Annotated in this window: 14 protein-coding genes; 6 read left to right on the top strand and 8 right to left on the bottom strand. The window is 71.1% G+C overall.

Annotation, left to right across the window (positions count from 1 at the left end; all coding sequences use genetic code 11):
* The first annotated feature begins 29 nt into the window (after positions 1–29).
* Both VET29_RS03125 and VET29_RS03120 read left to right on the top strand, forming a co-directional pair.
* Positions 30–410, top strand: a complete 381-nt coding sequence (locus VET29_RS03125) for a hypothetical protein (RefSeq protein WP_324914309.1) — start codon at positions 30–32, stop codon at positions 408–410.
* On the top strand, positions 403–828 hold the full coding sequence (locus tag VET29_RS03120) for a hypothetical protein (RefSeq protein ID WP_324914307.1): 426 nt from the start codon (positions 403–405) through the stop codon (positions 826–828). Before VET29_RS03125 ends, VET29_RS03120 begins: the two co-directional genes overlap by 8 nt.
* On the opposite strand, the gene VET29_RS03115 is transcribed toward VET29_RS03120, so the two are convergent.
* From VET29_RS03115 to VET29_RS03100, 4 genes are all read right to left on the bottom strand, one after another.
* Positions 766–1,704, bottom strand: coding sequence for a pirin family protein (locus VET29_RS03115; protein WP_324914303.1), 939 nt, complete (start codon positions 1,702–1,704; stop codon positions 766–768). The genes VET29_RS03120 and VET29_RS03115 overlap by 63 nt on opposite strands.
* Entirely contained in the window at positions 1,701–1,994 is a 294-nt protein-coding gene (locus tag VET29_RS03110; RefSeq protein WP_324914299.1) for a GNAT family N-acetyltransferase, read from the bottom strand. The genes VET29_RS03115 and VET29_RS03110 overlap by 4 nt, the downstream gene beginning before the upstream one ends.
* A 72-nt stretch (positions 1,995–2,066) precedes the next feature.
* Positions 2,067–3,854, bottom strand: a complete 1,788-nt coding sequence (locus VET29_RS03105; RefSeq protein ID WP_324914295.1) for a glycoside hydrolase family 2 protein — start codon at positions 3,852–3,854, stop codon at positions 2,067–2,069.
* Positions 3,855–3,923: 69 nt separating this feature from the next.
* Positions 3,924–4,487, bottom strand: a complete 564-nt coding sequence (locus VET29_RS03100) for a TetR/AcrR family transcriptional regulator (RefSeq protein ID WP_324914291.1) — start codon at positions 4,485–4,487, stop codon at positions 3,924–3,926.
* Between the two features lie 103 nt (positions 4,488–4,590).
* On the opposite strand from VET29_RS03100, the gene VET29_RS03095 reads away from it, so the two are divergent.
* The 3 genes from VET29_RS03095 (at position 4,591) to VET29_RS03085 (ending at position 6,563) form a co-directional block, all read left to right on the top strand.
* Positions 4,591–5,763, top strand: a complete 1,173-nt coding sequence (locus tag VET29_RS03095) for a cytochrome P450 (protein ID WP_324914287.1) — start codon at positions 4,591–4,593, stop codon at positions 5,761–5,763.
* A 2-nt stretch (positions 5,764–5,765) separates the two neighbouring features.
* The gene (locus VET29_RS03090) at positions 5,766–5,981 is read left to right on the top strand and encodes a ferredoxin (RefSeq protein ID WP_324914284.1); all 216 of its coding nucleotides are present in this window, start codon (positions 5,766–5,768) and stop codon (positions 5,979–5,981) included.
* 108 nt (positions 5,982–6,089) lie between these two features.
* Entirely contained in the window at positions 6,090–6,563 is a 474-nt protein-coding gene (locus tag VET29_RS03085) for a general stress protein (protein WP_324914280.1), read from the top strand.
* A 237-nt stretch (positions 6,564–6,800) separates the two neighbouring features.
* Here VET29_RS03085 and VET29_RS03080 read toward each other — a convergent pair whose 3' ends face one another.
* From VET29_RS03080 to VET29_RS03065, 4 genes are read right to left on the bottom strand one after another with little or no spacing between them, the layout of a single operon-like run.
* Entirely contained in the window at positions 6,801–7,538 is a 738-nt protein-coding gene (locus VET29_RS03080; protein ID WP_324914276.1) for an XdhC family protein, read from the bottom strand.
* Between the two features lie 12 nt (positions 7,539–7,550).
* Positions 7,551–9,884, bottom strand: a complete 2,334-nt coding sequence (locus tag VET29_RS03075; protein WP_324914390.1) for an aerobic carbon-monoxide dehydrogenase large subunit — start codon at positions 9,882–9,884, stop codon at positions 7,551–7,553.
* Between the two features lie 14 nt (positions 9,885–9,898).
* Complete coding sequence (locus tag VET29_RS03070; RefSeq protein WP_324914274.1) at positions 9,899–10,363, bottom strand: (2Fe-2S)-binding protein; 465 nt, start codon at positions 10,361–10,363, stop codon at positions 9,899–9,901.
* Positions 10,348–11,217 (bottom strand): xanthine dehydrogenase family protein subunit M, encoded by an 870-nt coding sequence (locus VET29_RS03065; protein WP_324914270.1) that lies wholly within the window; start codon positions 11,215–11,217, stop codon positions 10,348–10,350. The genes VET29_RS03070 and VET29_RS03065 overlap by 16 nt, the downstream gene beginning before the upstream one ends.
* 98 nt (positions 11,218–11,315) lie before the next feature.
* Here VET29_RS03065 and VET29_RS03060 point away from each other — a divergent pair, with 98 nt between their 5' ends.
* Entirely contained in the window at positions 11,316–12,260 is a 945-nt protein-coding gene (locus VET29_RS03060; protein WP_324914266.1) for a LysR family transcriptional regulator, read from the top strand.
* Positions 12,261–12,396 lie beyond the last annotated feature (136 nt).

The raw sequence follows: 12,396 nt of genomic DNA, 5'->3' as shown, positions 1-12,396 counted from the left end.
CGCAGGTCACGGTGGCTACGATCGGCGGCATGATCGAGGTGCTCGCGGCGGTGTTGACCTACGTCGCGCTGGCCGCGGCGGTCTGGTCGGCCGTGCTGGTGGTCGTGAACAAGCCGATCGAGCTGCGGGAGTGGCACGGGCTGTGGCTGTACGGCCTGGTCATCCTGCTCGAGCTGGGTCTGCTCGGCCAGCTCGTCGCCGGCATCGTCAAGCTCTCCACCGAGGACCGTGCGATCGAGACCGCCACCTTCGTCGGGTACCTCGTCACCACGGTGCTCGTCCCGCCCGTCGCCGGGTTCTGGGCGCTGCTCGAACGAACTCGCTGGGGACCGGTCGTCATGGTCGTGGGCTGCCTCACGATCCCCGTCCTGATCATCCGCCTCCGACAGCTGTGGGACGGCCATGCCTGACGACCTCGCGACCCGCACCCGCTCCGGCCCCGGCCGCCTCCTGATCGCCGTCTACGCGATCTTCGCCGTGTCCGCCACGGCCAGGTCGGCCGTGCAGCTGACCACCCACCTCGGCCGCGCGCCGCTCGCCTACCTGCTGTCCGCCCTCGCGGCCGTCGTCTACATCGTCGCGACCGTGTGCCTGGCCCGCGGCGACCTGGCGTCCCGCCGCATCGCGACGATCTCCATCCTCGTTGAGCTGGCCGGCGTGCTGGGCGTCGGCACCTGGAGCCTGGTCGACCCGGCCGCCTTCCCCGACGCCACCGTGTGGTCGGACTACGGCCAGGGCTACGGCTACATCCCGGCCGTCCTGCCGCTACTGGGCCTCTGGTGGCTGCGCAGCACGTCGGCGGCGCGGCGCCAGGCGGACGCCGGGTAGGTCCGGCGCCGGGATCCGCGCGCCGCCGTGTCCGGCCACCGTGCCGAACAGCTCGTCGGCGCCCGCCCACGCCGCCCGGGCCGCGACGATCTCCTCGTGCGAGCGGCCCACGAAGTTCCACCACATGACCAGGTCGTCCGGGAACGGCTCGCCGCCGAGCAGGAACGCCCGGCCGGAGCCCGCCAGCACGACCTCGGCACGACCGGTGCCCAGGTACAGCAGGCGTCCCCTCGGCACGGCGATCCCCGCCACGGTCAGCTCGGTCATGGCGAGCACCGCGTGCTCGTGGTCGGGCCGCAGCGGCAGCGCGACCTGGCCGTCGACCGTCACATCGGCGCCGACCAGCGGGGTGTGCGTGGTCGCCGGGGACGTGACGTCGCCGAGCGTGCCCAGCACGACCGTCGCGACACCGCCGTACACCGGCAGGTCGACGTGCTGCTCGAACGCGGGCGCCATGGTCGCGCGCTCGACCGGCAGTGCCACCCACAGCTGGAGCCCGTGGAGCATGCCGTCCGACACCGAGAACTCCGAGTGCGACACCCCGCGGCCGGCCGTCATGAGGTTGAGCTGGCCGGGCCGCACCAGGACGTCGCTACCGAGGCTGTCGCGGTGGTGGATCTCCCCCGCCAGCGGCCACGTCACCGTCTGCAGCCCCGTGTGCGGATGCGGCAGCACCCGCATCCGGACGTCGTGCGGGCCGAACGCGTCCAGGAAGCACCACGCGCCGACCGTCGGCAACCCGCGCTGGGGCAGCACACGCTCGACCCGCATCGCGCGGAGGCCGCCCAGCGGCACCTCACGCGGCTCGAAGACCTCGGGCACCGCGTGGGATCGGGTCACGTCCGTCATGCCGGGAAGGGCGTCCAGGTTGCTCACCTGCTGGGTGCCTCCACGTGGCCCGCGTACTTGTCGGTCTTCTCCAGGTACCCGGCGATGAACGGGCACGCCGGCACGATGACCTTGCCGTTCGCGACGACGTCGTCCAGTGCCTCGCCCGCCAGCACCTTGCCGAGGCCCTGGCCGGAGAACGCCTGGTCGATCTGGGTGTGCGTGAACACCACCCGGTCGCCGGTCCGGTGGTACTGGGAGAACCCGGCCAGCTTGCCGTCGGCGTACACCTCGTACCGGAGCTGCTCGCGGTTGTGCACCACTTTGGTCTCAGCCATACCCCGAGCCTAGGCCAGCTTCGCCGGCAGTTCCTGTTCGTCGGGCGAGAACCAGCCGCCGGGAACCGCGGTTCACTCGCCCCGGGAGCGCTGCCGGGCCTGCTCGACCAGCTGTGCCAGCCGCTCGGTGGGCACGCTCGCCGCCGGGAGCGTGTTGATCCGGCGGATCTCCGCCGGGTCGACCTTGGGCTCGCGGGACTCGGTGAGCAGGCCGTTGACCTCCTGCTCGGTGTCGGTCAGCTGCGTGTAGCAGTAGCCGGCCACCTGGTCGCTGCCCACGAGCGCGGTCACCAGTCGCTCGTACGCGGCGAGCAGGTCCTCGGCGTTCGCGACCGTGCGGTAGCCGAACCAACGCTCGCCGGCCTCCGGCGTGTAGCTCAGCCCGCCGAACTCGGTGACCATCAGCGGCTGGTCGCCCCGGACGGGGTCGCCCAGGTGGACCCGGCGCACGCCCGGCCAGTCCCGGCCGAGCGCCGCCTCGACCGCCTTCGCGGTGCCGTACCGGGAGGTCAGGTCCTCGGCCGACGGGCTGTAGTCGTGGACCGTCCAGATGTCGCTCGTCGCCATCTCCCAGCCGTCGTTGGAGATCACCGGCCGGGTGCCGTCGACGGCGTGGGTCAGGTGGTACACCGACTCGAGGAAGTGCCGCTGCCGCGGGTCGGCCCACAGCGCCGGGGTGCCCCAGCTCTCGTTCACCGGCACCCAGGTGACCACGCACGGGTGGCTGACGTCCCGGCGCACCACCTCCAGCCACTCGGCGGTGAACCGGGCCACCCCGTTGACCGAGTACTCGTAGGCGTTCGCCATCTCGCCCCACATGACCAGGCCCAGCCTGTCGCACCAGTACAGGAACCGCGGGTCCTCGACCTTCTGGTGCACGCGGACGCCGTTGAACCCCAGCTCTCTGATCAGCTCGACCTCGCGCCGCAACGCGTCCTCGGACGGCGCGGCGAGGTGCGAGGAGGGCCAGTACCCCTGCGCCAGCACCAGCCGCAGGAACATGCGTTCCCCATTGAGGATGAACCGGCCGTCCTTGACGCCGACGTCGCGGAGGCCGAAGTAGCTCCTGGTCTCGTCGACGGTCTCGCCGCCGCGTACCAGGGAGAGCTCGGCGTCGATGAGCCGCGGGTCACCCGGGCTCCAGCGGAAGTCCCCGCGTGGCAGGGTGATCGTGCGGGTCAGCTCGGGGCCGTCGACGCGGTAGCGGTCGTCGGCGAGGACCCGGTCGCCGGTGGTGAGCCGCACGCGGAGCGACAGGTCGTCGGCCCGGCCGGCGATGCCCGCCCGCACGGTGACCGAGTTCGTTGCGGCGGAAGGGAACCAGGTCAGCTCGGCGAGGTGGGTCGCCGGCACCGGCTCCAGCCACACCGGCTGCCAGATGCCCGTGGTGCGGTGGTACCAGATCACGTCCGGCGTCGGTTCCCAGTACTGCTTGCCCCTGGGCTGGGTGAGGTCGTCGACGCGGTCCTCGGCCCGTACCACCAGGATCTGCTCACCGGCGGCCAGCGCGTGCGTGATGTCCACCTGGAACGGTGCGTGCCCGCCGACGTGGGCGGCGACCTCCGTGCCGTTGACCCACACCCGCGCGCGGTAGTCGACCGCGCCGAAGTGCAGCAGCAGGCGCTCACCCGCCGGCGCGGTGAACGTCCTGCGGTACCAGACGATCGGATGCGGGGCCGGGTCGTGCACGCCGCTGGCCGAGGACTCCGGCGGGAACGGCACCGTGATGACCCGGTCGAACGGCTCGTCACCACGCCACCAGCCGGCCAGCAGGCCCGTGTCCTCGTCGTCGTGCGCGAACTCCCAGTCGCCGCACAGATCCTGCCATTGCTCTCGGGTCAGCTGTGGCCGTGGATGCATGCACCCCACGTTACCGCGCGACCACCCGGCGGTACGACCGTCGAGTTGCGACGATGCCGCGATGGCCGCTCATCGGCTCGCGATCTTCTCCAGCAGCACCCGGGCCGCGGGCAGGACGAGGTCGCGCACCAGCTCCGGATCGGCGTCCGCGAGCGGCGGGGTCGCGGCCACGCCACGCATGAAGCTGATGCCGAACACCCACGCGAGCACGAGCTCGGCCCGCAACGCGGCGTGCGGCTCGTCGGTGAGGGTGGCGAGCGTGTCGACGTAGCCCGCGGTCAGCCTGCGGCGGATCTTGGCGGCCTCGTCGTCGGTACCCAGCGTGCGCAGCAGGGCGGTCAGCACCTGGTCGCGGCGCTCGGACCCGACCGGCGCCAGCAGGTGCTCGAGCATCTCGGCGACCAGCAGGCCCGGCTCGGTGTCGCGCAGGCCGTGCCCGGCGGTCGCCTCGGCGAACAACGCCTCCTTGGAACCGAAGTACCGGAACAGCAATGCCTGGTTGACACCCGCCCGAGTGGCGATGTCACGGACCGTGGTCCGGTCGTAGCCGCGCTCGGCGAACAGCGCGGTCGCGGCGTCGAGCAGCGCCTGTCTCGTCGCCGCCGCGTCGCGGCGACGTGGTCCTTCGGTCACCGGAACCTCCAAAGCGGACAGCCTAGCCGTAGTGGCGCGTAACCGTCTTGACACCGTGCGTAACATGTAAGCAGGTGCTTACAACCGTGGGGAGAGAAGGCTCATGACCGTCGCCTACCCGTTCAACGAGGCCGGGACCCTGGACCTGCACGAGGCGTACTACGAAGCCCTCGCAAAGCCCGGCCTGCTCCGCGTGCGGTTGCCGTACGGCGAACCGGCGTGGCTGGCGACCAGGTACGACGACGCGCGCCTCGTGCTCGGTGACAAGCGGTTCAGCAGGGCGGAGTCGGTGAAACACGACGCGCCGCGGATGCGGCCGGCCATGGTGGACGGCGGGATCCTGACCATGGACCCGCCGGACCACACCCGGCTGCGCACGCTGGTGGCGAAGGCGTTCACCGTCCGGCGGGTGGAGGAGCTGCGGCCGAGGGCCCGCGAGATCACCACCGGGCTGATCAAGGACATGATCGCCGCCGGCCCGCCGTTGGACCTGGTGGACATGTTCGCGCTGTCGCTGCCGGTGGCGGTGATCTGCGAGCTGCTGGGCGTGCCCGTGGCGGACCGACCGAGGTTCCGGGTGTGGAGCGACAACGCGCTGTCGACGTCGCGCCTGACCGCCGAGCAGTTCATGGCGAGCCGCGAGGAGATGCGGGAGTACATGCGCGGCCTGATCGCCGACCACCGCGCGAACCCGCGGGACGACCTGATGACGGCGCTGATCGAGGCCCGCGACGAGCGGGACCGGCTGTCGGAGCTGGAGCTGGTCGACCTGTGCTCGGGGATTCTCGTGGCGGGGCACGAGACGACGGCCAGCCAGATCCCGAACTTCCTGCTGACACTGCTGGACCACCCGGCGGCCATGGCGCGGCTGCGGTCGGATCCCGCGCTGATCCCGGGCGCGGTGGAGGAGCTGCTGCGTTTCGTGCCGCTGGGCGCGAGCTCGAGCTTCCCGCGGTACGCGATGACGGACGTACAGGTGGGTGACACGCTGGTGCGTGCGGGCGAGCCGGTGCTGGTGGCCGTGGGCGCCGCGAACCGGGACGGGCTGCGGTTCGCGGACCCGGACACGCTGAAGGTCGACGCGCCGCCGGAGCAGCACCTCGGTTTCGGGCACGGCGTGCACCACTGCCTGGGGGCGGCGCTGGCGAGGATGGAGTTGCAGGAGGCGCTGCGGGCGCTGCTGCTGGAGCTGCCCGGGCTGCGCCTGGCGGGCGACGTCGTGTGGAAGAAGGAGATGCTCGTACGCGGCCTGGTGACGATGCCGGTTGGATGGTGACCATGACGTGGCGACTACATGTGGACAAGACGGTGTGCGGTGCGACGGGCATGTGCGCGGCGCTGGCGCCTGACCTGTTCCGGCTGGACGAGGCGTACGCGGAGCCGGTCGACGCCGAGATCGAGCCGGACGAGCTGGCCCTGGACGCGGCGGACCAGTGTCCGACCCAGGCGATCCTGGTGACCGAGAACGGCAGGGAGATCGGCCCCCGGCCGTGAGCCACCTGAGAACCGGCTGTGAACCTCCTGTGAAACCCGCCCACCTGGGCACATACCGGATTCGCGCCGCGTTGGACGGGGTAGATGGCACATTGGAGGTGACCTCAGATGACAGCAGCATTCGCGCCCGCCAACAACATGCCGACCTTGCCGGAAGGCTGGCCGATCGGGTCCTACGACAACTACAAGGAAGCCCAGCGGGCAGTTGACCACTTGGCGGACAACGAGTTCCCTGTCCAGGACGTCACGATCGTCGGTGTCGAACCGATGGTCGTCGAGCGGGTCTCGGGCCGGTTGACCTGGGGCCGGGTCCTCACGACCGGCGCGGCGTCCGGTGCGTGGTTCGGTCTGTTCGTCGGACTGTTGCTCAGCATGTTCTCGGCAGCCGGCTTCGCACCGATCCTCATCGGCGTGGCGTCCGGTGTCGTGTTCGGCCTGGCCTGGTCCGCCGTCCAGTACGGCGCCACCCGCGGCCAACGGGACTTCATCTCCCACAGCCAGTTGGTAGCCCGCCGCTACGACGTCCTCTGCAAGCCCCGCAACGCCGAACTTGGCCGCACCCTCCTAACCAACCTAACCTGACCCACCCGTTCGCGAGTCCCGCGTTCAAACACCGCGAGTCCCGCGTTCAAACACCGCGAGTCCCGCGTTCAGACATACCGAACTGCGTTTGGTGCACACACCCGCACGAGACCGCAGTTCGGTGTGTGCGAACGCGGGACTCGCTATGTCCAGACGCGGGACTCGCGATGTGTGCGAACGCGGGACTCAGTGTGTGCGAACGCGGGACTCGCTATGTCTGAACGCGGGACTCGCGGGTTAGTGGCAGTGGTCGGGGGGGTCTGGTGGGGGGAGGGGTGGGGTGGGGTGTTCGGCTACCAGTTCCGCGTAGATCGACAGGGCGATCTCGGCGGGGGTTCGGGCGCCGATGTTCATGCCGGCCGGTGTGTGTACTCGGGCGCGCTGTTCTTCCGTCAGGTCCAGTGACGCCAGGACCGCCGTGCCGCGGCGTCGGCTCGCGACGAGGCCCACGTAGGGGACGCCGGCGCGCAATGCCTTCTCCAGCAACGGTTCCTCGTCGTGGCCGTGTGACGCGATTACCAGGGCCACGAGGTCGTCCGGGAACGGGTCCGACGCCGCGCGTACGTCGTGGCCGCTTGCCTGGCCGACCTCCACCAGCGCGTGGGCGATCGGGCCGTCGCCGTGCACGTGGACGAGCTTCGGCGGGACCATGGCCTCCAGGAAGATCTCCAGCGTGCCGCCGGACAGGCACGGGTTGCCCACCGTCACCAGGCCCTCGGTCACCGTCTCCGACGGCTCGGCCGGCGTGATCCGCAGGAGCGTGGACTCGCCGGATGCCAGCAGCCGCAACCCGTGCGACCGGACCGTGGACTCCGCGCACTCGCCGCCGACGAAACCCTCCATCGTGCCGTCCGGGAGCACCAGCGCGCGGTCGCCCGGCTTGGCGCTGGTCGGCCGTTCCGCACGCACGACCGTGGCCAGCACGAACGGCGTCCGCCCTGATCGCAGCGTATCCACCCGGGTAAGGACAGACATGGGCCCAGCCTCCTACTCGATTGCCAGGTCGGCGCGCAGGGGCCGGCCCTGGATCGCCCGCCATACCGCCGCGGGGGTCAGCGGCATGTCCGCGTGCCGCACCCCGAAGGGCCGCAACGCGTCCATCACCGCGTTGACCACCGCCGCCGGCGAGCCGACCGTCGCGCACTCGCCAACTCCCTTGGCCCCCAACGGATGATGCGGTGACGGGGTCACCAGCTCCGCCAGCTCCCACGACGGGCAGTCCACCGCCGTCGGCACCAGGTAGTCCATGAACGACCCGCCGAGACAGTTCCCGTCGGTGTCGAACGCCACCAGCTCCATCAGCGCCATGCCGACGCCGTCGGCCAGCCCGCCGTGGATCTGCCCCTCCACGATGGTCGGGTTGATCCGCACCCCGCAGTCGTCCACCGCGACGAACCGCCGGACGAACACCTGACCGGTGCCCGGGTCCACCTCAACCACGCAGATGTAGGCGCCGTAGGGAAAGGTCAGATTCGGCGGGTTGTACACACAGGACCCGTCCAGCTGGCCGTCCAGCCCGTCCGGCAGGTCGACGCTCCCGTGCGCGGCCAGCGCGATCTCCCCCAGCGACACCCCCGCCCCGGCGGCGCCCCGGACCGCCCACCGGCCGGGCGTCCACTCCAGGTCACCGGGGTCGACCTCCAGCATCGCCGACGCGATCAGCCTCGCCTTGTCCCGGACACGTTGCGCGGCAACGGAAGCGGCCGCTCCGGACACCGGCGTCGACCGGGAGCCGTAGGTGCCGAGGCCGAAGGGCGTCTGGTCCGTGTCGCCGTGCACGACCTCCACGTCGTCCGGCGCGATACCCAGCTCGTGCGCGATGATCTGCGCGAACGTCGTCTCGTGGCCCTGTCCCTGCGTCTGCACGGAGATCCGCAGCACCGCCTTGCCCGTCGGGTGCACCCGCAGCTCCGCGCCGTCGGCCATGCCGAAGCCCGCGATGTCCATGTGCTTGCGAGGCCCGGCGCCGACCGCCTCGGTGAAGAAGCTGATCCCGACGCCCAGGTACTCGCCCAGCTCCCGGCGACGGGACTGCTCGGCCCGGAAGTCCTGGTACCCCAACGTGTCCAGCGCCAGCTGGAGTGCCTTCGGGTAGTTCCCCGAGTCGTACTCCCAACCCGTGGCGCACACGTACGGGAACTGCTCCGGCCGCAACAGGTTCCGCATCCGCAGCTCGGCCGGGTCGGCGGACAGCTCCAGTGCCAGCAGGTCCACGAGACGCTCGACCAGGAACGACGCCTCGGCGATGCGGAACGAGCACGCGTACGCCACCCCGCCCGGCGCCTTGTTCGTGTACACGCCGGTCACCGCGCAGTGCGCCGCCCGCAGGTCGTAGGAACCCGTGACGATGTGGAAGAACCCGGCCGGGTACTTCGACGGCTGCGCGGTCGAGTTGAACGCGCCGTGGTCGGCGAGGACGCGAACCCGCAGTGCCAGCAGTCGACCGTCCGAAGTGGACGCCAGCTCGCCACGCATGTGGTAGTCCCGCGCGAACGCGGACGTCATCAGGTTCTCGGAGCGGTCCTCGGTCCACTTCACCGGCGCGCCCGTCACCATCGAGCCGACCACCGCGCACACGTACGCCGGGTAGATCGGCACCTTGTTGCCGAACCCGCCGCCCACATCCGGGGAGATGACCCGGATCCTGTGCTCCGCCACACCGGTGACCAGAGCGAGCAGCGTTCGGTGCGCGTGCGGCGCCTGACTCGTCACCCACACGGTCAGCCTGCCGGCCACGGGCTCGTGGTCGGCCACGATCCCGCACGTCTCCAGCGGCGCCGGGTGCACCCTCGGGTACAGCATGTCCTGAGCGACCACCACGTCGGCGGCCACGAAGACCGCATCGGTCGCGGCGGCGTCACCGGCCTCCCAGTCGAAGATGTGGTTGTCCCGCTTGCCTGCCAGGTCATCGCGGATCACCGGCACACCGTCGTCCAGCGCGGTCCGCGCGTCCACCACCGGGTCGAGTGGCTCGTACTCGACGTCGATCAGCGCCAGCGCGTCCCGGGCCGCGTACCGGTCCTCGGCGATGACGAACGCGATCTCCTGGCCCTGGAAGCGAACCTTGTCGGTGGCCAGCACGGCCTGCCGGTCCTGCGACAGCGTCGGCATCCACGCGAGGCCGCGTGCCGCCAGGTCCGCGCAGGTCAGCACGGCCCGCACCTTCGGATGCGCCTGGGCGGCAGACACGTCGACCGAGAGGATCCGGGCGTGCGCGAACGGACTGCGCAGCACGGCCGAGTGCAGCATCCCCGGCAGACGCACATCGTCCACGAAGGTCCCGCGTCCACGCACGAAGCGAGCGTCCTCCTTCCGGGGCATGCGGCCGAACCCGGTCACGACGACTCCTTGGCGGCGGCCCACTGGATGGCGCGGACGATGTTCTCGTAGCCGGTGCACCGGCACAGCTGGCCCGACAGCGCGGTTCGAATGTCCTCTTCGGACGGATCGGGGTGCTCGTCGAGCAGCCAGCGCGCGGTCATCATCATGCCCGGCGTGCAGAAGCCGCACTGCAACCCGTGGCACGCGACGAAACCCTCCTGTACGGGATCGAGCTCGGCACCGTTCGCCAGGCCCTCGACCGTGTGGACGTCGTGCCCGTCGGCCATGACCGCGAGCACGGTGCAGGACTTGACCGGCACGCCGTCCAGGCGCACGACGCACACCCCGCAGTTGGAGGTGTCGCACCCCCAGTGCGTGCCGGTCAGCCCCAGCTCGTCGCGGAGGAAGTGCACCAGCAACACACGTGGCTCGACATCGCGTACGTACTCCTTTCCGTTGACCGTCAACATGATCCGCATGAGCACCGCCCCAGGGCCCTGCGCAGCGCGCGGGTCACCAGCTCGCCGGCGAGGTGGCGTTTGTAGTCGACGGGCCCGCGTTGGTCGGCGACCGGCCGGCAGTGCCGGGCGGCGATCCGCCCGGCATCGGCGAACCGCTCCTCGGTCGGCGGGCCGCCGGTGAGAAAGTCCTCCGCCTCCGCCGCGACGAACCGCGACGCACCCAGCGCGGTCAACCCGATCCCGGCCTCGGTGATCACGTCCCCCTCGACCGAGAGGACCGCGCCCGCCGCCCCGACCGCCCAGTCCCCGGCCCGGCGGTCGACCTTCACGTAGGCACTGGCCGACGGCCGCAGCGGCACCCGGATCGACGCCAGCAGCTCGTCCTGCGCCACGACCGTCTCGTACGGTCCGACGAAGAAGTCCCGCGCGGCAACGGTTCTGATCCCGTCCGGCCCGTGGATCACCATCGCGGCCCGCAACGCCGCGAACACCGCGGACAGGTCCTCGGACGGGTCGGCCTGGCACAGCGAACCGCCGACCGTGCCACGGTTGCGGACGATCGGGTCCGCGATGACCCGCTCGGCGTCGTGCAGGATGGCGAAGCACGCCGCCTCCCGCGACGCCAGCAGGTCGGCGTGGCGGGCCATGGCGCCGATCACGAGTGCACCGTCCTCGACGTACACGCCGGCCAGCTCGGTCAGGTCGTTGATGTCGACGAGCGCCTCGGGATGGGCGAGCCGGAGCTTCATCATGGGCAGCAGGCTGTGCCCGCCCGCGACGATCCTGGACTCGGGTCCGTACTCGGCGAGCAGCGACAACGCATGCTCGACACTCGTCGCCCTGCGGTACTGGAACGCGGCGGGTACCTGCATCAGCCCTCCCTTTCGCCATGCTGCGGCGTAGACCATTTGGGGGCAATCAGGGGATAAGTATTCCCTTAAGCGTGACCGGGACCACAATAATCCGCTGCATGACGCTCACGCAGCTGAGCACGTTCGTGCTGGTAGCCCGGCTGGGCTCGGTCAAGGCGGCGGCGACCGCGCTCGGGGTCAGCGAGCCCGCGGTCTCGCAGGCGCTCGCCTCGTTGCGCCAGCAGCTTGGCGACCAGCTCGTGACCAGAACCGGCGCGAGCATGCGGCTCACCGCGGCCGGCACGCGGCTGCTGCCGATCGCGTCGCAGATGGTGGCGCTGGGGGCGGACGCCGAGGCCGCGGTCCGCGCCGGCATGGGCGCGCCCAGCCAGCTGCGCCTCGTCGCGTCCGGCACCGTCATGGAGTTCGTGGCGACGCCGCTGGTCGCGTCGTTCGCCGAGGCCAAGGGGGAACGCATCGACACGACCGTGGGCATGGCCGCGGCCGACGAGATGCCCGTGCTGCTGGCCAACCGCTTCGCCGACGTCGCCCTCGGCCCGAACCTCACCCCCCGGCCCGACGACGAGCTGGTCAGCGAGCCGGTGTTCCGGACGCACCTGGTCGTCGTGGCGGGATCGGCACGGTTGCCAGGCAGCCCGCGTGGCTGGTCATGGCTGGTGGACCAGACGGGGACGGACCCGGCGAGCGACAGTGGACGCCTGCTGGCGCGGCTGCGGGTGCCGGAGTCGCGGATCCGGGTGTTCGGGAGCCAGACGGCGTCGTGGGCGGCCGCGGCCGACGGCGACGGGGTGGCGATCGCGCCGGCCCACCTGGTGACGGCCCGCCTGCGCCGCGGCGAGCTGCGGGTGGTCAACACGGCCTGCACGCCTGCCGACGTGACCTGGTATCTCACGACGCTGGCACCCGAGCGCCGGTCGATCGCCGCGGAGACCTTCCGCCACTACCTGTCGACGGCCGCCGCGTTGCGGGTGATGCGTGAGCCCGGCGCGGGGGTCCCGCCGTCCAAGTTCCGGCCGCCGGTGTACGTGACCCTGTGGAGCTAGTGTCCCGCGCCGGGAATGCGGTGATTAAGTCGGTGGATCCGGGTTTCTGCTGGCAAGGCGCCGGTTCGCCCTCGTACTGGGTCGTACTGGGTCGTACTTGGGCGAACCGGCAACGCCGCCAGCAGGAAGCTGGGCC

This window comes from Actinophytocola sp., from assembly GCF_035634895.1.
Lineage (GTDB): Bacteria > Actinomycetota > Actinomycetes > Mycobacteriales > Pseudonocardiaceae > Actinophytocola.
Note: the sequence above shows the minus strand (reverse complement) of the source record. Positions and strands in the feature narration are given on the sequence as shown.

Bases quoted from the DNA above. Each gene is read 5' to 3' on its own strand.
- VET29_RS03085 (WP_324914280.1), top strand. From the start codon at position 6,090: ATGACAGCAGCATTCGCGCCCGCCAACAACATGCCGACCTTGCCGGAA.
- VET29_RS03110 (WP_324914299.1), bottom strand. From the start codon at position 1,994: ATGGCTGAGACCAAAGTGGTGCACAACCGCGAGCAGCTCCGGTACGAG.
- VET29_RS03125 (WP_324914309.1), top strand. From the start codon at position 30: ATGATCGAGGTGCTCGCGGCGGTGTTGACCTACGTCGCGCTGGCCGCG.
- VET29_RS03120 (WP_324914307.1), top strand. From the start codon at position 403: ATGCCTGACGACCTCGCGACCCGCACCCGCTCCGGCCCCGGCCGCCTC.
- VET29_RS03080 (WP_324914276.1), bottom strand. From the start codon at position 7,538: ATGTCTGTCCTTACCCGGGTGGATACGCTGCGATCAGGGCGGACGCCG.
- VET29_RS03090 (WP_324914284.1), top strand. From the start codon at position 5,766: ATGACGTGGCGACTACATGTGGACAAGACGGTGTGCGGTGCGACGGGC.
- VET29_RS03060 (WP_324914266.1), top strand. From the start codon at position 11,316: ATGACGCTCACGCAGCTGAGCACGTTCGTGCTGGTAGCCCGGCTGGGC.
- VET29_RS03105 (WP_324914295.1), bottom strand. From the start codon at position 3,854: ATGCATCCACGGCCACAGCTGACCCGAGAGCAATGGCAGGATCTGTGC.
- VET29_RS03095 (WP_324914287.1), top strand. From the start codon at position 4,591: ATGACCGTCGCCTACCCGTTCAACGAGGCCGGGACCCTGGACCTGCAC.
- VET29_RS03065 (WP_324914270.1), bottom strand. From the start codon at position 11,217: ATGCAGGTACCCGCCGCGTTCCAGTACCGCAGGGCGACGAGTGTCGAG.
- VET29_RS03070 (WP_324914274.1), bottom strand. From the start codon at position 10,363: ATGCGGATCATGTTGACGGTCAACGGAAAGGAGTACGTACGCGATGTC.
- VET29_RS03075 (WP_324914390.1), bottom strand. From the start codon at position 9,884: ATGCCCCGGAAGGAGGACGCTCGCTTCGTGCGTGGACGCGGGACCTTC.